The organism is Enterobacter cloacae complex sp. 397G4 (genome assembly GCF_050031515.1).
Classification (GTDB): domain Bacteria; phylum Pseudomonadota; class Gammaproteobacteria; order Enterobacterales; family Enterobacteriaceae; genus Enterobacter; species Enterobacter hormaechei_C.
In genome coordinates this window covers 2102161-2123905 of the sequence record NZ_JBLGWE010000001.1, presented here as the reverse complement: position 1 = coordinate 2123905, position 21745 = coordinate 2102161, and the positions used below count along the sequence as shown (strand labels likewise).

Sequence of the window (21745 nt, the reverse complement as noted above, 5' to 3'; positions counted from 1 at the left end):
ACCGACAGCCAGCCGGTATCCTCAAGGGTCATCCTGAAAGGTTCTGTGTGGTGAAGTGCGCGTGAGATGCGCGTTGGTTTTATTGCGGATACAAAAAAGCCCCGCTATTGCGAGGCTGGTTGTGTTGCTTCGAAGGAGATTAATGCGGTCCGTTCCGTTGCGCGTCGATAGCCAGCATTTGCTCGGCCCAGTCCATAACCTCGTCGTATTTCTCCTGGGTTGGCACCCTGGCTTTCTCTTTCTGCGGGAACTTGGCATTCATGGCGGCTCGGAAGCTGGTCATTGTCATGTTCCAGGCATCTGACTCGCTCATTCCGAGGTGAGCAACAGCGGTGTAGACGAATGACCGTACATCGAATTTGTCGCTGTATTCGCCCTTCTTACCTTCGAACTCTTCCGGCGGCTGATCGCCCATTACGCCATGCAGAATCAGGTGGCGGGCAAGCTGGATAACATCCTCGATCGGGATAGCCCCAGGCTTGAACAGCAGCCGCCCTGCCGCGCTCACCGAGTACGAACCAATCAACTCTGCAACATCACCCTCTGAGCAATGCCGAACTACGTTTGCAGCCGATGCTGCCATTTCAGCAAAGCATCGGGCATTTGCCGCCTTCAGGATTTGAGCATCGGAGATTCGGTGTTTCGGGTAATGCCCGGCATGAACCTTCACGAAAGCATCAACAATCTGTTCCGGCGACCCAATGCGAGACATGGCGAGGAATGACGGGTTGAGGAATATCTCTTTGCCCCCAGCGCGGACAACTGCCTGTCCGATATCGGTTATTGCTTTCATGAAACCTCTCAAAAAAAGGGGCCGAAGCCCCTGATATCACGCTGCGTTGACAACAACCGTAGCAGACCCGGACGTCACGCTGCCCGCTGTGGAGGAAGACACCTGACAACTGTATGATCCGGCATCACCGGCAGCCACGCTTGCTTTGGTGAATGTTGCTGATGTTGCGCCAGAGATGTCACTACCACCCTTCTTCCACTGGTAAGTCAGTGCTGAATTGTCAGACACAGTCGCAGCCACCGACAGGTTCAGCGTATCGCCAACGGTCAGCGTGCGATTCTGTGGCTGGGTAGTGATGGTGATAGTTGCACCAACGTCGCGCACGTCAACCTGACCGGCACTGGACGCTTCGACAGACCAGGTGGCAACGTCGTCGTGCGGCGCCTCATCGCCCCATGATGTCACCATGAACGGCCCTTCGGTGATATCGTTCGGAGAGATGATCTTGAACCATACATACGGCTGGTTGCTGGTCTCTGCTGGCGGGTTGTAGACGTGACGCTTAAGCGCGTTCTGCGCATAAACATCCTCTTTGCGGGTCACACCGTCACCAGAGAACGAAATGTTCTTGTAAGTAACGAGGTTCTCTTGCGTAAATGCAGCGCTCATGTCGCCGGTCGCATCTGCGGTTTCCCACTCTGCATTTACTGTTTTGCCGCGCATCATGCCGAGTCGGCGGTAAGCGCTGGCGGTGGGTTGTACTTCAGGGCATCCAATCGCGTAATAAACGACGACGTCGCGCCCGGTAAAAGCGCCCGATTCACACGCCATAGTGATTTATCTCCGTGTTATCTGGAAATGATGGTTTGAAAGGAAATATCGAAGAGGTAACGCCCTTCTTCGGTCTGGATGGCGGTGATGCCGCCTATTGGCTGCATCGAAATGATGCATTCGGTTTTGTAGTCGTCGATCATCGCCTGGCGGATGGCGTCGGCGCGGTCTTCAACATGGTTAATATCGCTGTCGTTCTGACCGGAAAGAACAAGGAATCTGAAATAATCTCGTGTTATAGCCTCATCAGGCTTGCCGCCACCGCCCTGCTGGATGACGAGGTATCTTTCCCCTTCAGTTCCTTCCAGCTCGTTCCAGAAGCGTTTCTGGACGCGATAGCCGACATCAAAACCGTGGGACTGCAACCACGCTCTCAGAGCGTCATACACCTCGCTACGCGTCATACTTTGTATCCTTGCCTGATGATGGCCTTAATCTCGTTGAGGCCGTCGCGCTCAAAGCCTTTGCGGAGAAAGTCCGGCTCGCCGTTAGGGTCCCAGTAATTACCGCTACCGTCAGGCCTTGGCTTGCCCTTGAGCTTGCCCTTTGCAGCATTAACAGCAGCTGCATAATTTGCCGTGTAACCCACTCTGCCTATCATTCCTGAGGGCATGGGTTCGAGCCGCTTGTACTGGCTGTTGATGAGGGTTGACGATTTAACAGGAGTGATTAGAGCAGCATGATTGGCACCGGCATTCATGACCTGATACAGAACCTTCTCCGTGCGTATTCCGGCTATGTCACTCAGCACCCTGCTGGTATTCATCTGGACGCGCTTGATACCTTTAACGGGCATGATTACCTCACGTCAGGATTTTGTAGTCTGGCTCCTCGCCGAATGGTGACATATCCCATTCCGTCACCGCCTTGATGACGTTTGCACCAGCTTTCAGCGGATCGGCCTGTGCCGTTGTGTCACCTCTGGCGATATACCAGTCACGCTTCGGCATGGTCGCATCGATGCCATTGCGCTTCAGTTCAGTGAAGAAAATCAGGTTCGTGGTGAACTCTTTCCCGCTGGCATCTACCGCAACCTCATTGTTTGCCGTCCAGGTGCAGTCAATCAGGTAGGGGGTTCCGGTTGTCCAGGTGCTGTTCCAGTCGTCGTAGACGCGCGGGTAAACAGTGGCAACATTGGTATAGCTCCATGCGGCTGTTTCAGACACCGTTATCCTCCCACCGGATCACCTCCGGATTCTCCGCCGCAACCTTCCGGCACAGCAGATACCAGTCACCGTTGCTTTTGACGTATCCGGTAACGCGCTTACCACTGTCGGTCATCACCCAGACTTTGACAAAAGGCTCCGGCAGCCGCTTCTTAACCGATATCCACCCCATCACCGACCCCCGCCACACATGCATCCACCCCTGGCAATCCATATGCCAGCAAAAGCTGTATTGGTCGGGTCTGGAGGGATGAGGTCATTAGCGCAGCCGTGTTTATCGGTGACGCGCAACAGTGCCAGCGCCCCTTTCCATCGATCGGGAAACAACTGATACCGGAATGAGCGTGACGCACCATTAGGGCCAGTCTGCGAGCTGATATACTTGTCGCCTTGCGCCAGCCCCATAAGCGCCAGCAGATAGAGCTGAATCAGCAGCGCGACTGATGCCGGATAATGCGCATCGAGACACTCCTGTATGCTGTTAGCCTGGTCGACGAGAGCCTGAAGAACAAAATCGGGAATGGAAACGCCCTGACTTTGCAAATACCCCTTCGCCTGTTCGAGAGTTACCATTGTCGACTCCGTGAAACACCCCGCCGGAGCGGGGCATAAAAAAACCGCCTTAGCGGCGGCTGTTATTCAGCAGGAAAAAGCTTTTCGAGTTCGCCATCCGGCAACATCCCACTGAGCTTTTCAGCGCCCAGGTTGCCCTTGAACTCGATGCCCAGTTCAGTCAGACGAGCCTGGATAACCTCTTTGCGGGATTTCTCACTGGTACCGGCATCAGGCGTCGACGGGGTAAGTTCTCCGCCTGCCTCACCATTCATGAGACGGACGTTAGACTTCAGCGCCGGGTGCAGTTCTTTCAACTCCACCACCTGCCCTACCTTCACGCCGAACCATGGGCGCACTACTTCGTATTTAGCCATGCTGTTTCCTTACGCCAGGTTAGCGCCGTAGACAACGCCGGACAGGCCCTGATCGTCTGCGGTAATTTGCAGACCTTCAGCAGACATGATCTGGAAGTTGTAGTTAACGTTAGGCAGTGGGCGCGGCAGCGGAACAACACCTACGGCCATACCCACCAGTGGAGAGATCACGTCACGGCGACGAACGTACGCGATAAACTCGTTACCGGTCAGCGCGAAGCTCATGCGGATTTCTTTCACCGGCGCGAACGGCAGAACCGCCTGCAATACAGTGCCGCTTACAACGCCATTCACCACGTAAGGCTGCGCGAGGTTTGCCCAGATTTCCGGGGAAACCCACATTACATCGTATGCGGCGACTTTGTTCGTGCGGGCGGTAGTACCGAATGCGCCTTTACCGAAGAACGCAAAGAGCGCGGTCATATCGGCAGTAGTAAGGTCGATATTCGCGCCACCAGCACCGGAACCGAGGTTAATCTTCTTGGTGTTGCGGTGGTTCTTAATGCCCTGCGCCGGGTAAGACTGAACCTGAATTTTTGAATCGCCGTTGAGGTAGTAGTTAACGCGCTTCTGGTTGAACTTGCGCATCTTCGCCATCTGCGAATCCAGCACCAGATCAATGCCTACAGAGTTAAGGCCAGCAGCATGACGCCAGTTAACACCGTAGCCAGCAGTGAACACCGGAATCGGGTCACCGTCGCTCGCGTAGTCAGTGTGGTCGAAGGAGAACGGCGCCTGGCCATCGATGCTTACTGACACGTCATCAGCGATGTCGCCAACCACGTTATACAGCTTGGCGGTTTTACCGACCGACAGCACCGTCTGAACGCCGATCAGGTCGTTCACGATTTCCATGCCAACTTCCTGATCCCTCAGTTGCAGCACCTGGTTGTCAATCTCAGCCCAGAAGTCACGGGAGAAACCGCCAACTGCGTTACAGGCCAGCATGTCAGCAGTCATCATCGCGCGGTTAGCTGCAATGATGGAATCGTTCTGTAGGTTCCACATGTTGCGGTTTGCCCACAGCTCACTCCAGTGCCCGCCAAGGCGGGAGTTAGTCGCCAGCGTCTCTTTTGAGAAGTACATATGTTTTTGTCCTTTTGTTACGCGCCAGCTGCGGCGGCAGTGCCAACGCGCATGCGCACGCGGATGAAGTCGGTGGTGCTGGCCGCGATGGTGTATTCATCCTGGCTGTATCCGATCACTGAATCAGTGTCATCGGTTGCCAGGGTAAACTGACCGGCAGTGCCCAGCTTGATCGGGCTGTCTTTTTTATACGCACCAGGCAGGCAGCGCAGCGCCAGCTCACGACCTTCTTCGACGTAGTTACCTACTGCCGAATCCCCGGCAGGGATTGATTCGGTGATGGTTAATCCCTGGTGATAACCGACATCGATGATGTACAGGCGGCCGGTTAGCGCGGTGGCCTGAGCGAATTTATCGGATGAGTTGATGGTTGCGGCGGTGCCCGGAAGCAGCGCGGCGGCCGTAGTGCGGGTTTCGGTCTTGTACAGAGACTGACCGTCGATATTAACGCGACGATAACGAGGCATTATTCCGGCTCCTTACTTGAAGTGTTCGTCTGCGGCAGGTGCGCCGGTTTCTTTGTGCTGCTGAGCATTGTTGGTGCCCAGCGGTGCAGCTTCGCCCAGCGTCTTGAACATCGCATCCAGCGCATCGCCTGAAAGTGCGTTAGCGACGATATCGCCATGCTTGGCGGCTACAGCTTCACGCTTTGCTTTCTCTTCAGCGCGGGAATTCGCCGTGAGGGTGTCTGCCAGTTGCTGATGGTTTGCCTGTAGCGCATCAACCTTCTCCGCGAGAGGCTTAATAGCCGCTTCCGTGTTGGTCGCAACAGCCTGGCCGATCATGCTGCCGATTTGTTCCAGTTCTTCTTTGGTTAAAGGCATGTCGCCCTCCGTTTTGTGGTTTGGTGCAGGCTGTTCCTGCGGTGTGAATAGAGCTTTGAATTTGTTGGCCACGACGGCCACCCACGATTCCTGGCGCGCTACTGCGGTGCCGCTATCGTCGAAGGTGATAACTCCGCCCTCCGACTTGTAGCCAAACACCTCAGCGGTGCCCCCATTGCGGATGATTACCGCTTGCGAGTCAGTGAAGTCAGCAACCCAGGCGTATTCATCCGTGCCCGCCGCAAACTTCGCTTTGGCTGCGCGATCGAGACGCTGTTCGCGCTCCCGGTAGGATTCACCCACCAGCGCGCCGGAGTTCGCCTTAAGCGGCTGCGCCAGATCTGCGTTAACCATCAGGCCAACGCCCTGCTCCGGCGTAGCGGCTCCAACTTCGTGCAGCAGGATCGCGTCGTGGTCCATGCTGTGAATTTTCGCCACCCAGTCTGCGCCGGTAGCGCGTTGCTGTTCGTTCGGTTCAAGCTGGTCGAGGAAAGCGGCCACGCTGGTATGAATGGGCGGTACGTCATCGCCACGCTCTATAGCTGCTACTCGCTCAAGCAGCTCTCGCCCGCCTTCCGACTCTTCAGCGCGGGCCACATCCACCCATTTCTCTACGTAGATCCGATTGCCGGACTTTTTAACGTTGCGGTTCCACGCGCCTACGAATCCGGTGCAAAGCCCTTCAGGAGAGAATGCAGACACGAACTGGCCGTTAACCTGAGGATGCCCCAGAGGCGCAAGAGTGCCTTCCAGCCCCTGATAGTGCGCGTTGATTTCATCTTCTGTGTACAGCCCGCCATTCATGACGACGTTCGCCGGCAGCGTATAGCTCGGCAACACAAGATGCTCACGCCCGTTGTATGTTTCGCGCCGGATAGACTGGCTGTTCACCTTAGTGGTGATGTTGACCTGCATTGGCATGTGTTAACCCTTAGCCCATTGGTAGCCACGGGCTTTCATTGTGTTAAAGACTTTCTTAGCTTTTTCGACGATGGATTCGCTTATAGGATTGCCACTTTCATCGACCATAACGGCGATCGTGGAGCATTTGCAGTTCACACTGTTTGCGTCCTTAGCCCACCACTCCCGCTGTTCTTCTGCGGTGTACAGGTGGGCGTGGCGCGCGGCATGCGTGCTACGGGTCGTAGGACTGAGTGCTGAAATGTGCATCTGCTTTGTCCGAATGCCATATTGCTCCCTGGCTTCATCGTCCTCGTCCAGGCGCGCGCGGCGCAGCGCGGTGGTAATCTCAGTCCGGGCAATACGATTAGCCCGACGAGACTCAATTCCCGTCTGCTCAGTGATGCGTTTCGCTATTTCCAGCGGGTTCTGTCCGCGCCCAAGCCCATCGGTCAGTATCCTCGCCATGTCGGCTTTCACAGTGGCGCTGAGGTTCTTCATTTCCTCGAAGGTACGCGCCCGAACCAGAATCAGCCTGCGCCGGTACGGCTCACTCTGGAGGATTGTCGATATGCTTTCCTGTCCTGCCGCGTACACGGCAGACTGCTGTGACAGATTGGCGAACTCCTGCGCCGTGCCGCGTTGATACGCCGGGTTGACGTAATCATCCCAGAACCAGAACCCCGTCTCGTTATCTGCACCCAAAATCTCATCCACCAGCAATGAGGCATTGCTGAGTAGCATTGATAACTGTGTGGAATCGAGGTCGAAGGTATAACGCTGGTTTACTGATGGTGATGCAGGAATGCGGTCGAGAATGTCCTTGTAGGCTTTGCCAATGCGTTTCATTCGCCTGGCGAACTCGTTCATTGCTCCGCGCTCAAGGCGGTCAGCGCCTGTCGGATCTTTAAGGTTTCCGGGTAGTATCGGTGACTTCGCTTTCTTCTTCGTCATCATCTACCTCTGGAAGTGGCTCAGGAGATCCCTCATACCCAGCCACTGTACGGATTTCTTCTCCCGTAAATGGCTGCTCGCCAGTAGCGATTGAAGCACTATTGATCTGCGCCATCTTGATGGCTGCATCAAGTTTCTCGGAGTCGCTTTGCGCGCTCAGGTCATCCCAAACGACTGCCTTCTGGACCACAGCATCGATAACCTGCAGCTCAATGAGCTTGTCGCAGAAGTCCTCTATTTCGAAGGACAATTCCCCCCTGCGAGACTGACAGCGGGCATTGAAATATTTCTGGTCTTCAGTACTGGAGCGCTCGGCCTGTTGGTTTCCGACCAGGATTCGCGTCGGAATATCCACCCCGGCAGCAGCAGTTTGCAGGTTTACGTTGTACGTCGGCGAAGGGTCAGACACCGGTGAAACCAAGGATGTTACGCTTGCCCCCTGGAACGAAAGCAGCACATCATTGCCGCGATTCATCTCGCGAGCAGCGTCATTAAATTTATCCTGCAACTCATCTACTTTAACGCCGTACATAGATGCAATGCTGCCAAAGTCGATTTCCTTGTCGAAACTAAGTGCTAACTGGCGAGCGGCGTTCTTCAGGAATGACTCACCAGACCCGCCCTCTACCTTCTCCAGGCTCACAAAGGCGTTATAAGCTGGCTCAAGGAAGCCAATAGCATCGTCTGAGTAATCACCAAGGATGAAAACGCGATCGGGGTGGATATTGACGCGGCGACTTGAACCATTCGGCAAGCGTTCGGCGTACTGCCACATTTTCGGCTGACCGTAAGTCTTCGAGTTCAGCCCAGTGTCCCACTCGCTCACCGTTAGCGATCCGGCCCATGCCACGGAAACCTTCTGCAACCCTCGCCCTTTGGTAACCGGAAGGTTCCAGTCTTTTTCATCGCGGACGTGCAGAAGGATGCCTGCATAACGACCGACAAGGCGACGGCGATCCGCCTCGGCAAATGAACGCCAGAACCGGTTGTTGAATACCTGCTTTGACTTGTTTTCCCAGGCGGTTTCGTTTTCGCTCTCGTCGGCATCGTCACCCTCGATGATTTCCGGGTTCGTCTGCCAGCACTTGCCCACTAGCTTCTCAACTGCACCGTGAGCGATACCGCCACGGCGGTACAGGGCATAGAGGTTTTCGTAGGTTACCTGCTCAGGGAATCCATATTCGCACCATGCGGAATGGCGCTTATTATCCAGCCCCATCGTTGGCGCCATCAGCCCCATACGGGCGCGCGCCATCCGCGCATCGTTCAACGCATGGTTGACGGCGAGAGTTAATTTGTCAGTCATGGTTTGTCCGTTTGGTTAGCGAAGGCGTTTCGGAATCATCATCCCCACAGGTTGCGATCCATTCAGTTCAGTCAGTGCGTAAACCATCGCATCGAGGCGGTCAGGTGATTTCTTCGCGGTGGCGGGGATGTATTCCATCAGCTGGTTCTCCAATACGTAGAGATTGCCGTGATTTGCCACTCTCCCCTGTTCGTAGAGCGCCGATATCGGCTCCGCGCGGGCATACTTACCTTTGCTGGCATGGACACGAATGATGCGACCCTTGAACCCGGCGTTGCGTAGTGTCTCCTCCGCCATATCTCCGCCCTGGTTCGTCTCAATAACTATCGCGTCAGCTTCGTGTTGCTCATAAGCCGATATGGCTTTCTTGGCCCATCCAGCAGGTGAATATTTGCCGCTGTAATCGCCATCCACAGAGAACTGCTTTTTGTCACCGGAACCATATGAGCTGGCAGTGACAATGCCTGTTTCATCGCTTTCGTCGCTGTTTGTTGCCTGCGGGTCAATGGCTACGACAGTGCGAACCTTATCGTGATGAATTTGCAGTTCGCGTGCCGCGCTGATCATCTCCTCTGTCCACAGAGCGCCTTCTGCATTAAACCTGCGAGGCTTCTGCATATACTGGGCTTCTGCGGTGCGCCGGTGCGAGAACAGCGATATACGATGCGATTCATTATGCTTAAAAGGCCACAGCCAGCCGTCAGGTAAGCCATGGTCAATCGGTATAGCGTGTGAGTTTTCAGGGTACTGCGCTGCGTATGGCTGACTATTGTCGATAATCACCGGCAGATTCAGGTGATGCCATTTCTCTCCACTCCCGCCACGCAGCAGATAGCCGCTCAGGTCGTGGTAATGGATCCGCTGCATGATGACAATCATCGGCGTCGTCTCGATCGCCAGTCGTGATTTGATTGTCTCGTTAAAACGGTTGTTGACCCCGTCGCGGACGATCTCAGAGTAAGCGTCATCAGGCTTTACCGGGTCATCGATAATCAGCGCGCCCTGCCAGCCCGGCTCCATGTGTCCGGCACGAAAGCCGGTAACCTGTCCAGCAGCTGACGACGCATAAACGCCGCCGCCGTGCTCAGTCCACCACATGGCCTTGCTGTCAGCGTCATCGCGCAGCGCCATCGGCCACATCGACTGGTAGGCCTGCGACTTAATCATGCCGCGCGCGGTTGAGGAGTTCAGCAGTGCAAGGTTGTGCGAATAGGACAGATGCATAAAGCGAGCCCGGCAGTTCAGCGCCAGCCCTCGGCCCATCATATTGATGGTCGCCAGTTCCGTTTTCGTGTAGCCAGGCGGTACGTTGATGATCAGGCGTTGAATCTCACCATCAATGACGCGGTCCAGCGTTTGCTGAATCACCTTGTGGTGAGGCGCGACAATCATCTTTCCGCCGGTGCGCTGCTTGAAGAAGTAACGAGCGTAATAGAGCCCGTCCTCTTCGCATTCAACCTTACGGGCAAATGCCCTTTGCTCAGCAGTCGTCATCCTCCATCATCTCCTGCCGTGCGGATTTGTATTCCTCTTTGCTCATGGTGATCGTCTGGATGGCACCACCATTCGGGCCGGAATGTTCAAACTTGTGCTTATTGGTGTAGGCATCGCCGCATTCCTTCGCCGCCTGCTCGATAATCTCTGCCGTAAGCGCGAGGTTCTTCATGCCCTCGGCGCGCGTTGCCATACGGTCGAGAACGCGGAGTCGGTATGCCTTGTTAGCGATCGGAATATCGGAGATTTCATTCTGGAATCGCTCGCGGGTGGCATTGAACATGTCCACCCACTTCTGCGCCAGCCCCCTGCCGTTTGCTTTCGTCGGGTCGTGAGATTCGACCTGCTGACGTGTGATGCTCAGGCCAAATTCTTTTTTGACCAGCTCAACCACATGAGATGGAGTATCGAAGCAGGCAAGAGACTGAACGATGAAGGCTTTGACCTCACCTTTCAGTGTCGCCATAGATTACCTGCCTGTCATAATCAGTCATATTGTTAGGCCAGTTTTAGCATGCACGTCCCGCATGACCTGGCTATATCGATGTGAGCCACTTCTGCTGGCGAGTTGGCCGCATCAACGAGCTCCTGTACTTCTTTGCTGGCACCGTATCGACGTACGACACCAGTGAATTCTTCGACGTCGTGGCCGCGCAGAGTTAGCACTGGCTGCCCTGTCTCTTTGTTGAACTTAGGCGCGCCAAAATCATCGGTGGCCTGGGCAATATGGTAAAGCTCATGCTCCACCAGTGCGCAGAACTCGAGGTCACTGCATTGTGAGCAGTAATCGGCTGCCAGGGTGATGATGAACTTCGGGATTCGCCCGAACCATTCATACATCTGCTGTTCCATTCTGGCTTTCTGCCAACCACCGGCCCGGAGCATCACCTGCTCGGCCTGACCGAGGACTAAGCGCCCTTTCTTAGCGAATGAGTCAGACGCCCACATGAAGCAGAGGTCAGACTCTAACAGGTGTTCGTGGTCAGGGTTATGGATGCTGCCGGAATCGCTGAGGATTTGGCGGCTTACCCACTCATGCACTTCATTTGCGGGAATGAGCCGGGTGTATGGCTGCCAGCTCTCGGAGTCGATGAAGTTAACTGGCGGATATGGCCTGCGTTCGTCATCGTTAGCCATGGATTACTCCGTCGTTTGTTCTGCTGGCTGCTCTACAGGCTCAAACAGGAAGTCATCAATGCTGTCCTGGCTGAAGTAGCGCCATTTGCCGTCATCCATTGCCAGAGCGACATAGCCATTGACGATCTCAGGCTGGCTGCGGGTCATGAGCCCCGTAAAAGACTCTTTGGATTTTTTGGTGATTGTGATTCTGTAAACGGTAGCCATTTCGTTCTCCACGTGTCGCAGCTGTTGCCCTGCTTCTCAGAAGTGCTTAGCCACTTACGGCTTACCCGTCAGCAAGATGTGATCACCATCCTTGCGGGGTTACACAGATCATTATCGAAGCCCCTCAGTGAAGAGCTTCTGTAATGTCATTCGGCCTTTACAGCTTCGATGCTGAAGCCGTGAATGATGCTGAGGGGCACACCGTGGGTGTCCAGTCCATTTTTAATAATCAGCACCCCATCGCGAATGTCTGGCTCATTGCTGCTCTGCCAGCCGACCTGCTGAGGTGGATTTCCAGAATCGTGTCCTTCCTTGGTCAGGAGCATTACTTTCCAGCCCTTGATTAAAGTACCCATTGAGCTATTTCCCTTCGGTCTGCTTATCCAATTCCTCACGGAACTTGGATGGGTTTTGACTGCCTTCTAATGCCATGATTACCTCACTTTAAGCACTGCTCTTTGATGTAGTCCTGCATGCCGTGAATCATTTTGTCAGCGGTTGCGATTCCGTCCCGGTGATCGAAATAATTCCGTCGAGCGTCTGGAGTAAGTTCGGGGGCTCCTGCATCATCCACGCCGGTGGCGGAGGTGGCTTTTGACACTCCAGGGCAGGTTGCGGCGATGCGCAGCCGTTTAGCGCCAGAATCGACATCCCGACGCAAATCGTTAATGGTTTTTTTCGCATCGGACAATTCCTTCGTGTATTTGGCATCCAGCGCAGCGACATCACGCTGGCGCACCTGCATATCTTTGATGGTGGCGGTCGCAAGGCTTAGCTGTTTATTGGCTTTGTCGCGCTGGTCTTTGTAGGTGATGGCGTTGTCGCGGTAGTGGTTCACGAAGAAAGCCAGCACGCCGATTAACGCCAGCACCAGCAACTGCATCCAGTAACGTTTAACCAGCGCGCCAATCATGACAGGAACAGAGCGCGCTCCGCCTCCCGGCGACGGGTGAGTCCATTCAGGACTTTGCCGCCAGCTTTGTTCCAGCGCAGGAACTCATCGGCAGCGCCAGCGTAATCACCGGCGTTGAGTTTTCGCAGAAGGGTCGATGTCGACAGTGACCGGGCGCCGAGGTTGTAAGTGAACGACACCAGAGCATCGAATTGCCCCTGAGTCAGGTCAACTTTGACCAGGCGGGACACGTCGTTTTCATAGCTGACCAGCCCGGTCTTCAGCAGGCGTTCTGCAGTTTCCTGCTTAATCGTCATCCCGGCTCGGATCGGTTTGCCGTCGACAGGCTGAGTCCATCCGTATCCGATCGTCCACACTCCGACGCTGTCCTGGTACGCTGTGAGTTTGCAGCCTTCGAACTGCTTGATCAGGGCAATGCCTTTATCACTGGTTTGCATCACCGCCTCCAAAGCGAGAATTAAACACCCGGGAAGCCATAACTTTAACCTGCTCTACACCAACAAACCCGAGCGCGCCACCGATGGCAATCGACAGGGACTGTGGGAGGTTGAAGTAATCAAGAGCCGACACAGCGGTAAGGGTTAGAGCTCCGCAGATTGCTCCTTCAAGAATCATTTTCTTCCAGCCGCCACCGCCGTAAGCGATTCTCAATGCGGCCATGGCAACCGATAGCAAGACGGCACCCATCGGCGTTTCGCCACGCCACCAGCTGTGGAGTAGTTCGATAAACTCCGTCCAGGAGTGGGGATCGTTATGCATTTTCATAGTCTCTAACCTCCGGCTTAAAAGCGGGGGCTGTGTGTTTGAAAGGGGTCAGGCCCTCGGGATGATTTAACAAGAAGGCATGTCGAGGATGGTTCCCGGAGTCTGGAGTTATGGCCTGTTGAATTCGCCAAAGTATTTTTTGGCTGCTTCTTGATAGGCCTCATGAGCCTCGTGCTTGGTCATAAAGTTTCCCAAGCTGATAGCCTTTTTATTAACAACAATCCTTGCTCGCCATGGTCTTTTAATCCGTGGAGAGGATTCAAAATGGACACCCTTAAAGCCAGATTTGTTGTTTTTATATTTGGTCTTGTTTTGCCTATTCTGTGTTGGCGTACAAAGGCGCAGATTAGTAATTCTGTTGTCGCTCTTGTCACCGTTGATATGGTCAATTTCCATACCTTCAGGGATATAGCCTTTCGCTACGATCCAGACTATTCGGTGGAGGCCAAGCCTATGACCCAGCGCGCTGACCATGTGGTAACCACAATTGTTAACATAAATTGGGTTTTCCCCAGCCTTTGCTGTACTTGAGTTGGCTATCCTGACAATGCTCCCGACATCTGGGTCGCAAAAGAAGTGTTTTTCAATCTCTTCCTTGGAAGGATCTTTTAACATGGCGTGTACCTTTCTTTGAGATGAACCTTTGCCGCACAGGAAATCAGCCCGTCGAGGCTCGCCAGCACTAACTGACTTCCTCAAAGGCTCATTTCAAAGGGTTTGGTTCGACGTGGTTAGAGGCGCATTGCGGTGCGCTGAATAAAAAAAAGCCCGCGACAGGCGGGCAATATGGGGGTAAGGCAATGCCGGCTCTATGGCCGAAGGGTCCCAGGCAGTGGGTTTGGTTTGTGGTGGCCGGTGCTGAACTCCGGCTTTCTCTGGCATCGTGTGCCCCAAGACTTTTCTCCAGAGATAGCGCAGTCCTCATTAAGGGGGTGCCGTCTCTAGCGCATCAGCCTGCGCATTCACCACAACGGACAGAGCACTGAGCACTTCGCGCCAACTCCATGCTGCTGCGTGGGTTGGGTTATGAGCCCTTCACGCCAATGCTCTTTCCTGTTGTGCAGATACGAAAAAGCCCAAGGCGTTAACCTCGGGCTTAAATTCTTTGTGTCGACAATTAAAGCTATGGCGACGATATCAGATTTACATGAAATGTATGCTATTTAATTGACTTTTGCAATACCCTGCTGCGAAAAAGTCGCCTTTTGTTGTGATCGTGTTCTCACAGTGCAGAGAAGCGAATCGTCATCAAGCCGCTTAAAGATGGTGCACATGACCCGCCAGTAGTCGGCGTAGTTATGGCACCAGTTATCAGGTTTAACGCCACACAGAGCAGCCAGATCCTGGTGCTGATACACATCCTTACCCGCCAGCTCCGCTTTGACGTCCTGCGCCGCCAGCCAGATTAGCTTTTTCAGGCGCCCCATCGTCTTGCCAGCCACCTTCTTCGCGCCCAGCTGTTCCCGGAACTCCGCCCACGCCCACTGGGTGATCGCTACCTGGTACTCGAAGCGGATATTCTCGCTGTAGTTCCACAGCAGCCAAGCTTTCTGGTGGTCATCCAGCGACAGGACAGCGCGGCGCCATGATGCTGTCACGAATTCTGCCGGGCTGACAAGCGCGATAGAAGATCCCTTAGCGCGGGACTGACTGCCGCTCATCGCCGGGCCATCAGGGTTAACTTTTCGGCCGGTGACCGGATCGGTGATTTTCTTCCGGCCCCGGCTGCGCGCCGTCGCGGTGAATTGCGCGTTCTCGGCGAAAGCTACCAGCTGCCCTTTCGTCGCCCCGCTCAAATCTGCGGTCGCCACAATGAGCTGCTGACGTACGTATTCCAGTTGCTGACTGTTCATGCGGCTTCCTTCTGTGGCTGGTTGGTTTTGGTCTGGCTGTGCTTTGCTACTGGTAGCATGCTGGCGCGCTTAACGCTTTCGGCCTGGTATCTGACAATCTGCTCTCTGGTCATGATGGCCTCCGATTCCACGCACGAATCGCATCGCGTTTTGTTGGATATGTGTCGGTTATTGGCTTAATTAGGCACTGCTTAGTTGCGCATCCGGCATAAACACCATCACCATCGGCAACCAGTTCTGCCTCACCACCACAGAATGGGCAGTTAAGAAGTGAAGCCCAATGCGGAAGCTTGAGGTCGTAAATCATGCGGCCTCCCGCTGTTTCAGCGCGCGAAGGTCTGCCCTGGCCTTGGCGCGTATGCCGTCCAGTTCTTCACGTGTGTATCGATGGGTTTCGTTGTTGGATTCCAGCGCCAGCACGCGTTCTTCGCCGATCAGATCGACCAGCGCGGAACGGTACGCCTCGATGTTCCCGGATTTGTGAACGTTGCACGCGGAGCACTGGAGCCAGATATTGTCCGGGTTAAAGCGAAGTTGTGGTGCGGCGGCCGTGGTGCGATAATGCCCGGCATGCCAGGCAAAAGCGGTCTTGGTTCCGCAGGAGATACAGCCGTGCCCGGCGGCCAGCAGCATTTCGCGACGCCAGTCGTTGAAGGCACGCTGAGTCATCTGCACCCAGTGACGGATCGGCTTCAGTTCATTGCGACGTGCAGCGCGCCGCTGGCGTCCCGCCTTCTCTTCGGTGCGCTGACGCTGCGCTTCCTTCTGCTTGGCGGCTTCACGGGCTTTTGCCGTCTGTTCTTTGCCGATCGCGCTGGCGCACTCGAATGAGCAAACTACCTGCCCGTCGCGTACCGGGTGGAACCACTGGCGACAGGCTTTATGGGCGCACTTGCGGCGCGGTAACTTAGCCATGCGTTCTCCTCGCCGCGAGACGCAGCCATTTCTGATCCACCAGGCGGGCGGTGTAGTCTTTCATAGTCGGGATGTCGGACGGCTTAACCGCGGGCTTAGGCTGGCGGCGCGCCGGAACGCGGAAGATTTCGTTTGTGATGACGCGAGAGAGTGGAGTAGACATCATGCCTCCTGCTTATCGCGCAGCTGCTGATATTCACAGCTCTGCGGGATGGTCAGGTGGCAGCCGATATTCATCGCCCAGGCTTCGACTTTGCACAGGAAGATGTACATCTCGCCGGTTTCCAGCTCTGACGTATGGCGGAGGGATTGGACCGTGGTAACCTCGCCGGACACGACATCTACCCGGTCTTTGCTTTCGTAGCCGAGATAGGTGTGCTTCATCGCGTCTTTGACCCACTCAGACGTAGCGAAGGTCTTGCCGCGGGCGATGAGGTACTCGCTGATTTCCGTGTACCACATGTGGCTGAGGGCGTTCTGCGACAGGCTGCGCTTCTCGCGCCACGGCTTAACCTGAAGGCGGAAGCATTGCCCGGCATCCAGTAATGGCTGAATCTGCTGGCCGATGGCCGCGAAGTTGCCGCGATGGAGTTTGATGCCGTCTACTGGGAGAACCATACGGCCTCCTTAACGGAAACCGCAGAATGCAGAAAATCGCAGGTGCATTTCTGCATCTGTGACAAGGTGAGGAGTTCAGATTGTGGTCGCATTTAAGTCCCCTTAAATGCGCAGAAGTCACCGGAGTTGTTCAGGCTCCGATGACATGATTATGGCTGGATGATTATGGAAAATCAAAATTATTAGTTATGTTTGATTTGTTCAAGAGTGGCTTTCATGCCAACCAAGGAAATATTTAATTCTTTAACTTTATCTGTGTTGTAAAACTTCGAGTTAAGCCAGTACTCTGACTTTTCTAAACATCTCTTAGCCAGATCGCGATCATAATCAATAACATCAGATGATGCTTCATACCAAAGCCTATAAAGATGCTCTTCCTGTTCCGTGTCGTTTGGCTCACCACGTCTCAGTTTTTCTGTGTATACAACTGTAGGCGAAATTGCATTGGTTAATCCCTTGATAGCTTTCAGCCTGAGTTCGGACTTATTTTTTTGCCACTCATGCAGGCGTTCTACCATCCATACAAGTAAGGTATCCATGGAGTTGCCGTTTTAAGTAAACCGTTTTACGTAGGCGACTGGAGGGCCGAGTTTATGCTTTTTCGCATCGCTTTCGGTTGGCTGGCCGGAATCGATCCGGGCATGCTCCTCTGGCAAATTGGTTGTCTGACCTCTCGGGTTTTCATGGGTTAACCTTCAATCGCAACACTGAAGGCAAGAGCTGAACACCCCCAGGGTGAACTGGTAGACATCGGCACAGCCTCCGTCGCCACTCTTTGCCCACTATCCAATCTTGTTCCATCCCCTGGTCAGACACTCAGATGTTGCGCTCTGCAGCGGCATGCGGGGGAATACAAAAACTCGGACAAAATAAGGCCCTCCTTTCTGGATCTCTCGCGGGGATAAAACTATTAAACAGGCGTTCGTCTAAAGATTCAACTATACAACATATGGTTTTTTTCAGATCTTAGGTGCCGCTGAAATCATCGCCGCCCAGCATAACTTCGCCCGGTGCGCCGCTTGCTGGCATCCGCTCATTGCTTCGTATACTTCCCATTCCTTCTCATCGCTAAAGCTCTCATCTGGCTCTGATTCGAACCCATTGACGATCATGTCTTCTGTCGGCTCAACTGGCACCGCCACCCAACCATCCGGAATCACCGTAGAGTTGCCGCTGGTCGACTCGGCAATTTTTGGCGAAGAATCCAGAGCTGGCTTGGTCTGCATGGTGGTGGTCGACTCGGCGTTTTCGGCACCCTGAAGCATGGCGGCGCGTAAGTCTCTTACCTCCTCAGCAAGTCGATGCGCACAGTGCGTATAGGCTACAGCGACTCTCCTTTCGCAATTCATCGCATGGTTCAGCATTTCTCCAGCAAGGTTATCCAGCGCAGTTATGTCCAGCACAGATACCGGCGCTGGAGGGGCAGAGTAATAATACTCGTCCTCAATGCCCTCAACGGGTTTTGAGAAGCCGATAAAAGTACCGTAATGCCAAGGATAAGGGCCATATGGTTCAACGGTCACTCGACGCCAGCGGTGAATAGCAGGCTCCGCTTCGAGCGATGCCAGCGCCAGCTTCATCGCAGCGAGCGCCATCGCCGCATCTTCGTTTACTGCGCCTGGCACAGCATCGCGCTCTTCTTCAAGCTCCGCGATGGTCTTCAGGAGCCATTCTTTGGTAAGGGTAATCATGATGCTGCTCCTTTACCGGCTGCGGCGGCGTTGACTCCAGCATCGTGCAGTGCCTCAAGCACCTGATGCTGCTTGTAAACCATTTCCGTGTGATACGGCTCATCGAAATCGACGCGATGCAACATGCTATAGCGCTGTGGAAGTACAACCTCCCGCGCCTCCAGCTCAGCAATCCGCTTGTCTTTGGCTTCCAGCTCATCCAGCAGCGCCAGCACGATGGCAGGGTTGGCTGCGGCTATGAAGTCAGCTAGATGGCTTTCCCCATTAACAGATTCGCAGCTCGCGATGTGGTCATAGCAAACATTGTCACCTACATCGTAACGACCGCCATAAACACTATTCCCTTCAGCGTGCCAGTCATCACCATCTAAAGCCGTGGCTAATTGGCGCAGCGCCTGTTTGTCGATGTTGCTCATTGGACGGCCTCCTCCATGGCTGGGTCTGCAGGTAAAGTCATGTGCGGCACTTCAATCAGTTCTGCTCTAGCATCAGCCGTGTTCAGCGCCATTAATGCGACGATCCGCTTCTGCTCAGCATCCATTCGTAACGTTACTGTCTTGCCGTTCAAATTGAAGAACACCGCTACGTTTTTGACATCTTCGATTTTCATACCCCTACCCTCCCCCAAACCATCAATACTCGCTTCATCGCCGCGCTGTTGCGGCATTCCTGAAATATTCCGTTGGTGCAGCTGCGCGCGGTGCCGTCCTGCTCTTCCGGCGTGGCCAGGCGATAAGTCACCGTTCGCCAGACCTTGCTCACCCGGATAATTTTTCGAGACTTTTCCAGATCGAGAGCGTTCTTCGTGATGCAGTTGATGGTCATACCGCACTCTGTGGCCACATCCTTCGCGGTGAAGGTGCGGTGCGTTTCGAGATAACGCAGAATTGCCTGTTTGCCATTCATCTCACACCATCCCGTTCGACTTGTTGCGGTTGTACTTGGCCAGCAGCAGCTGGATCGGCGTCGGACCGTGATCGGCAGCCGGTGCCGCTATTGCCCGGCGTACCGGCGGCACTGGCTTACCATCGGTGACACGCCTCTCCCACATGTCCAGCAGGTCGCCCGCGTCACGCGCCAGCTCACCATGAGTCAACTGGCGCTCTGTGCTGCGGTGGCGTAGTTCTACGCAGATGTGGTACATGACCGGCTGCGACCAGGGGAATTGCTCACTGGAGGTGAATTCGAACGAACGGTTACGCCAGTCCCAGTATTCGGCGATCACCTGGTCAACGGTGATGCCCAGCACTCCACCACTCTGTTTGCACCAGGCGACGAACTGACCCGGCGACGGCAGGAATGGGCGCTCCTGTCGGCGGGCAATGCGCATTCCGGCATCGACCTGCGCCATTGAGTGGATACCGTTCTCCTGAAAAGCCAGCAGCCACTGACGGCGAAATTCGTTCAGGTCGTCCTGAGTTCGGAAGTTAGCCATGCTGGCCGGGAACGCGGCTCGTAGCTCGTTAAACAGCTTGTTGAATACCTGAGCTACCTGCTCTACCGGCGCGCGCTCCTGGTACTGCTCTGGCAGGTTATGGGCCATACGGCTCATCTGCTCGCGGTCGTGGTTACGCATTTGTTCCCCAAGAGATTTCATCGCATCACCTCATAGGCCCAGTCAGTGTTGTTGAAGTCCAGATCCGGCTTGGCGGCTGGTTTGACAGAGAACTTCGGCTTAAACAGCCCCTGATATCCGTTAGCAATACTGGTGTTGATCACGCCCACCGGGTTATGTCCGTCTTCCAGGCACTCTTTCAGCAGCTTGAATGCCTTCATGACGGTCAGCTCAGTTTTGATTGGCTTGCCAGACTGCTTGCGGTAGGCAACCCATTCCTGCCATGCGGTTTGATTTAGCCACTCAGGAACGTCAACACTGAGCGGATCAAACTTGTCCTTCCCCCTTGGGGGATTAGAGGGGGTATTAGTTTTTATATTTGTCTTTGGAAGAATGTCTTTGGTGTTCCCTGTTTTCAGGGATACCTCTCCCTGTTTTTGGGGATGGTTATCCCTGTTTTCAGGGATGGTTTGTTGGGTGATTTTGCTATCCCCGATTTCAGGGATGGTAATAACCTGCGTTACAACTTCAGCGACCGGGAAACTGACCGGGCACTTTGCACATTTTGGCTTTGTGTAAGCCCAGCTATCCAGGAGCGTGTTAATCCCGATGTAACGTGTCTGCCCGATTCTGCGCATCTTGATGATGTTGCGATAAGCCAGGCTGAGCACAGCTTCAGAAACGTGCTTAACGGCCAGCCTGGTTTTATCAGCAATGAGACTGTTGGTGATCCTGTCTTCTTTTTTGGACCAGCCATACGTCAGGCGAACAATAGCATTCAGCACGCGGAATTCACGCCCCGAAAGCTCTACGAAACACAGGGCATCCTGAATCTGGTTAGCAAGGCGAAGATAGCCATTTTCCAGATCGGCCATGCGATTCTCCTGCTGCGCCGGTTGTTGCGCAGGGAATTTGATTACTTTGGCGGTGTTTGCCATAATTACTCCCGTTACTTGGCGTAACACAGTGTGATAAGGGCCTTTGAAGTTACCGCTTCAAGGGCTTTTTCTTTTCTGGTGCCTCTCACATAACCCCCAGCATCGAAGTGACCATAGTCATCAGCGGGCCTACCTGCTCCGGCATGAGGCGGAACAGCGACGCTATACCCTCGCTTACCTCTTTCAGCTTCTGATGCTCTGGTGCGTCCAGGAGCACTGCCTGCTTAGCTTCGGCGCACTCTTTCATCGCAGAGGCGATTAGCGACATCGTGTCGTTCTTCGGAGCCAGGCGGTTGCGGTACTCAAGCGGCAGGACGGACATGATTGCGGGCGTCAGCTGGCGAATGTTGTTGGCGGCGTATTCGGTGTCGCCATCGATCCAGCGGAAAACCTTCTGCATCTGGCGATGCGAGTCAGTCGGGATATCCAGCCCGGTGCCGCCGGTTGACCGCCACTCTTCCACAATCAGCGCGGCGACAAATTCACGGCTGCGGCAATCAGCTGCCCAGGCGCGAACAGCTGCACGGATCCCATCGATGTTTAACGCCTTGGAATCAAGTTCCCGGCGATTCTGGTAAATCATCGCCGTTGGCGAAAATTTGTTACCTTGTTGATACGCAAGTGAATGCATTGCTTTCCCTTTCGTGGTTATGGCCGCCGTTAAGCGGCTGTGTTATTCGCCCCAAGCAGCTGGGCGAGGTCTGGACGGATATCTGCTGGTTTGAGCTTGCCGTTGGTTGCAGTGACAATCTTCATTACGTAGCGGGCATCAATTCCGCCACCGTGCAACCAGCGCCATACCGTCGGCTGCGCCACACCGCAAAGGTCGGCTAATTTCTTCTGGCTACCAGCGATATCAATGGCGCGCTGGATGGTTTTGTTCGTCATATTCCAATTCCTATGAGTATTGGTGTGAATTGATAATAGCAA

Annotated in this window: 36 protein-coding genes; all 36 read right to left on the bottom strand. The window is 54.5% G+C overall.

The genetic code is table 11. The features are described from left to right. Nucleotides 1-139: 139 nt before the first annotated feature. Entirely contained in the window at nucleotides 140-793 is a 654-nt protein-coding gene (locus tag ACQG1Y_RS10290) for a DUF6246 family protein (RefSeq protein WP_213843303.1), read from the bottom strand. A gap of 36 nt (nucleotides 794-829) precedes the next feature. Beyond that, nucleotides 830-1564 carry a phage tail tube protein gene (locus ACQG1Y_RS10285; RefSeq protein ID WP_022651116.1) on the bottom strand — a complete coding sequence of 245 codons (735 nt, stop codon included), beginning with the start codon at nucleotides 1562-1564 and terminating at the stop codon, nucleotides 830-832. Between the two features lie 17 nt (nucleotides 1565-1581). Then, the gene (locus tag ACQG1Y_RS10280) at nucleotides 1582-1968 is read right to left on the bottom strand and encodes a phage tail termination protein (protein ID WP_426736756.1); all 387 of its coding nucleotides are present in this window, start codon (nucleotides 1966-1968) and stop codon (nucleotides 1582-1584) included. After that, entirely contained in the window at nucleotides 1965-2360 is a 396-nt protein-coding gene (locus tag ACQG1Y_RS10275; protein WP_045345395.1) for a hypothetical protein, read from the bottom strand. Before ACQG1Y_RS10275 ends, ACQG1Y_RS10280 begins: the two co-directional genes overlap by 4 nt. A gap of 7 nt (nucleotides 2361-2367) precedes the next feature. Continuing rightward, nucleotides 2368-2730, bottom strand: coding sequence for a hypothetical protein (locus tag ACQG1Y_RS10270; RefSeq protein WP_022651014.1), 363 nt, complete (start codon nucleotides 2728-2730; stop codon nucleotides 2368-2370). Further along, nucleotides 2723-2902 (bottom strand): DUF551 domain-containing protein, encoded by a 180-nt coding sequence (locus ACQG1Y_RS10265; protein WP_020838521.1) that lies wholly within the window; start codon nucleotides 2900-2902, stop codon nucleotides 2723-2725. The genes ACQG1Y_RS10270 and ACQG1Y_RS10265 overlap by 8 nt, the downstream gene beginning before the upstream one ends. Next, on the bottom strand, nucleotides 2902-3303 hold the full coding sequence (locus tag ACQG1Y_RS10260; RefSeq protein WP_112777871.1) for a DUF7370 family protein: 402 nt from the start codon (nucleotides 3301-3303) through the stop codon (nucleotides 2902-2904). Before ACQG1Y_RS10260 ends, ACQG1Y_RS10265 begins: the two co-directional genes overlap by 1 nt. Before the next feature lie 62 nt (nucleotides 3304-3365). Continuing rightward, nucleotides 3366-3659 carry a hypothetical protein gene (locus tag ACQG1Y_RS10255; protein WP_426736755.1) on the bottom strand — a complete coding sequence of 98 codons (294 nt, stop codon included), beginning with the start codon at nucleotides 3657-3659 and terminating at the stop codon, nucleotides 3366-3368. A 9-nt stretch (nucleotides 3660-3668) separates the two neighbouring features. After that, nucleotides 3669-4745 carry a major capsid protein gene (locus ACQG1Y_RS10250; RefSeq protein ID WP_409242798.1) on the bottom strand — a complete coding sequence of 359 codons (1077 nt, stop codon included), beginning with the start codon at nucleotides 4743-4745 and terminating at the stop codon, nucleotides 3669-3671. 17 nt (nucleotides 4746-4762) lie between these two features. Then, nucleotides 4763-5212: a phage cement protein gene (locus tag ACQG1Y_RS10245; protein ID WP_032104699.1), complete on the bottom strand. Its 450-nt coding sequence runs from the start codon at nucleotides 5210-5212 to the stop codon at nucleotides 4763-4765. A gap of 12 nt (nucleotides 5213-5224) precedes the next feature. After that, nucleotides 5225-6490, bottom strand: coding sequence for a hypothetical protein (locus ACQG1Y_RS10240; protein WP_058647979.1), 1266 nt, complete (start codon nucleotides 6488-6490; stop codon nucleotides 5225-5227). A gap of 3 nt (nucleotides 6491-6493) precedes the next feature. Next, nucleotides 6494-7423, bottom strand: a complete 930-nt coding sequence (locus ACQG1Y_RS10235; protein WP_265453031.1) for a phage minor head protein — start codon at nucleotides 7421-7423, stop codon at nucleotides 6494-6496. Next, complete coding sequence (locus ACQG1Y_RS10230) at nucleotides 7377-8729, bottom strand: anti-CBASS protein Acb1 family protein (protein WP_284955736.1); 1353 nt, start codon at nucleotides 8727-8729, stop codon at nucleotides 7377-7379. The genes ACQG1Y_RS10235 and ACQG1Y_RS10230 overlap by 47 nt, the downstream gene beginning before the upstream one ends. A 15-nt stretch (nucleotides 8730-8744) precedes the next feature. Next, nucleotides 8745-10223 (bottom strand): DNA-packaging protein, encoded by a 1479-nt coding sequence (locus tag ACQG1Y_RS10225; RefSeq protein WP_252054217.1) that lies wholly within the window; start codon nucleotides 10221-10223, stop codon nucleotides 8745-8747. Next, nucleotides 10210-10689, bottom strand: coding sequence for a DUF2280 domain-containing protein (locus ACQG1Y_RS10220; protein WP_252054216.1), 480 nt, complete (start codon nucleotides 10687-10689; stop codon nucleotides 10210-10212). The genes ACQG1Y_RS10225 and ACQG1Y_RS10220 overlap by 14 nt, the downstream gene beginning before the upstream one ends. Nucleotides 10690-10721: 32 nt before the next feature. After that, on the bottom strand, nucleotides 10722-11360 hold the full coding sequence (locus ACQG1Y_RS10215) for a putative metallopeptidase (RefSeq protein ID WP_426736754.1): 639 nt from the start codon (nucleotides 11358-11360) through the stop codon (nucleotides 10722-10724). A 3-nt stretch (nucleotides 11361-11363) separates the two neighbouring features. Next, complete coding sequence (locus tag ACQG1Y_RS10210; protein WP_047642428.1) at nucleotides 11364-11567, bottom strand: hypothetical protein; 204 nt, start codon at nucleotides 11565-11567, stop codon at nucleotides 11364-11366. Between the two features lie 146 nt (nucleotides 11568-11713). Next, nucleotides 11714-11923 carry a hypothetical protein gene (locus ACQG1Y_RS10205; RefSeq protein WP_426736753.1) on the bottom strand — a complete coding sequence of 70 codons (210 nt, stop codon included), beginning with the start codon at nucleotides 11921-11923 and terminating at the stop codon, nucleotides 11714-11716. An 83-nt stretch (nucleotides 11924-12006) separates the two neighbouring features. Further along, entirely contained in the window at nucleotides 12007-12480 is a 474-nt protein-coding gene (locus ACQG1Y_RS10200; RefSeq protein WP_426736752.1) for a lysis protein, read from the bottom strand. Next, nucleotides 12477-12920: a lysozyme gene (locus tag ACQG1Y_RS10195; RefSeq protein ID WP_426736751.1), complete on the bottom strand. Its 444-nt coding sequence runs from the start codon at nucleotides 12918-12920 to the stop codon at nucleotides 12477-12479. The genes ACQG1Y_RS10200 and ACQG1Y_RS10195 overlap by 4 nt, the downstream gene beginning before the upstream one ends. Then, nucleotides 12904-13245 carry a phage holin, lambda family gene (locus ACQG1Y_RS10190; protein WP_045332287.1) on the bottom strand — a complete coding sequence of 114 codons (342 nt, stop codon included), beginning with the start codon at nucleotides 13243-13245 and terminating at the stop codon, nucleotides 12904-12906. The genes ACQG1Y_RS10195 and ACQG1Y_RS10190 overlap by 17 nt, the downstream gene beginning before the upstream one ends. Before the next feature lie 108 nt (nucleotides 13246-13353). Further along, the gene (locus tag ACQG1Y_RS10185; RefSeq protein WP_426736750.1) at nucleotides 13354-13860 is read right to left on the bottom strand and encodes an HNH endonuclease; all 507 of its coding nucleotides are present in this window, start codon (nucleotides 13858-13860) and stop codon (nucleotides 13354-13356) included. 548 nt (nucleotides 13861-14408) lie between these two features. Continuing rightward, entirely contained in the window at nucleotides 14409-15098 is a 690-nt protein-coding gene (locus tag ACQG1Y_RS10180; protein ID WP_053520726.1) for a bacteriophage antitermination protein Q, read from the bottom strand. Nucleotides 15099-15207: 109 nt separating this feature from the next. After that, nucleotides 15208-15405: a Lar family restriction alleviation protein gene (locus tag ACQG1Y_RS10175; protein WP_071524127.1), complete on the bottom strand. Its 198-nt coding sequence runs from the start codon at nucleotides 15403-15405 to the stop codon at nucleotides 15208-15210. Then, a complete protein-coding gene (locus ACQG1Y_RS10170; protein WP_426736749.1) occupies nucleotides 15402-16013 on the bottom strand; it encodes a recombination protein NinG in 612 nt (203 codons plus the stop codon). The genes ACQG1Y_RS10175 and ACQG1Y_RS10170 overlap by 4 nt, the downstream gene beginning before the upstream one ends. After that, a complete protein-coding gene (locus ACQG1Y_RS10165) occupies nucleotides 16006-16176 on the bottom strand; it encodes a NinE family protein (RefSeq protein ID WP_032680710.1) in 171 nt (56 codons plus the stop codon). Before ACQG1Y_RS10165 ends, ACQG1Y_RS10170 begins: the two co-directional genes overlap by 8 nt. Next, nucleotides 16176-16631 (bottom strand): YbcN family protein, encoded by a 456-nt coding sequence (locus ACQG1Y_RS10160; protein ID WP_414234571.1) that lies wholly within the window; start codon nucleotides 16629-16631, stop codon nucleotides 16176-16178. Before ACQG1Y_RS10160 ends, ACQG1Y_RS10165 begins: the two co-directional genes overlap by 1 nt. A gap of 182 nt (nucleotides 16632-16813) precedes the next feature. After that, nucleotides 16814-17170 carry a hypothetical protein gene (locus ACQG1Y_RS10155; protein ID WP_045332562.1) on the bottom strand — a complete coding sequence of 119 codons (357 nt, stop codon included), beginning with the start codon at nucleotides 17168-17170 and terminating at the stop codon, nucleotides 16814-16816. 420 nt (nucleotides 17171-17590) lie between these two features. Next, entirely contained in the window at nucleotides 17591-18322 is a 732-nt protein-coding gene (locus tag ACQG1Y_RS10150; RefSeq protein ID WP_426736748.1) for a hypothetical protein, read from the bottom strand. Next, nucleotides 18319-18738 (bottom strand): ead/Ea22-like family protein, encoded by a 420-nt coding sequence (locus ACQG1Y_RS10145; RefSeq protein ID WP_426736747.1) that lies wholly within the window; start codon nucleotides 18736-18738, stop codon nucleotides 18319-18321. The genes ACQG1Y_RS10150 and ACQG1Y_RS10145 overlap by 4 nt, the downstream gene beginning before the upstream one ends. Next, entirely contained in the window at nucleotides 18735-18932 is a 198-nt protein-coding gene (locus ACQG1Y_RS10140; protein WP_426736746.1) for a hypothetical protein, read from the bottom strand. The genes ACQG1Y_RS10145 and ACQG1Y_RS10140 overlap by 4 nt, the downstream gene beginning before the upstream one ends. After that, nucleotides 18929-19228 (bottom strand): protein ren, encoded by a 300-nt coding sequence (locus tag ACQG1Y_RS10135; RefSeq protein ID WP_426736745.1) that lies wholly within the window; start codon nucleotides 19226-19228, stop codon nucleotides 18929-18931. The genes ACQG1Y_RS10140 and ACQG1Y_RS10135 overlap by 4 nt, the downstream gene beginning before the upstream one ends. Nucleotide 19229: 1 nt before the next feature. Continuing rightward, nucleotides 19230-19919, bottom strand: a complete 690-nt coding sequence (locus ACQG1Y_RS10130; RefSeq protein ID WP_426736744.1) for a replication protein P — start codon at nucleotides 19917-19919, stop codon at nucleotides 19230-19232. Next, nucleotides 19916-20815 (bottom strand): replication protein, encoded by a 900-nt coding sequence (locus ACQG1Y_RS10125; protein WP_426736743.1) that lies wholly within the window; start codon nucleotides 20813-20815, stop codon nucleotides 19916-19918. Before ACQG1Y_RS10125 ends, ACQG1Y_RS10130 begins: the two co-directional genes overlap by 4 nt. Nucleotides 20816-20900: 85 nt before the next feature. Then, on the bottom strand, nucleotides 20901-21446 hold the full coding sequence (locus ACQG1Y_RS10120; protein ID WP_426736742.1) for a toxin YdaT family protein: 546 nt from the start codon (nucleotides 21444-21446) through the stop codon (nucleotides 20901-20903). A gap of 29 nt (nucleotides 21447-21475) precedes the next feature. Continuing rightward, nucleotides 21476-21703, bottom strand: a complete 228-nt coding sequence (locus ACQG1Y_RS10115) for a helix-turn-helix domain-containing protein (RefSeq protein WP_045348771.1) — start codon at nucleotides 21701-21703, stop codon at nucleotides 21476-21478. Nucleotides 21704-21745: the final 42 nt, after the last annotated feature.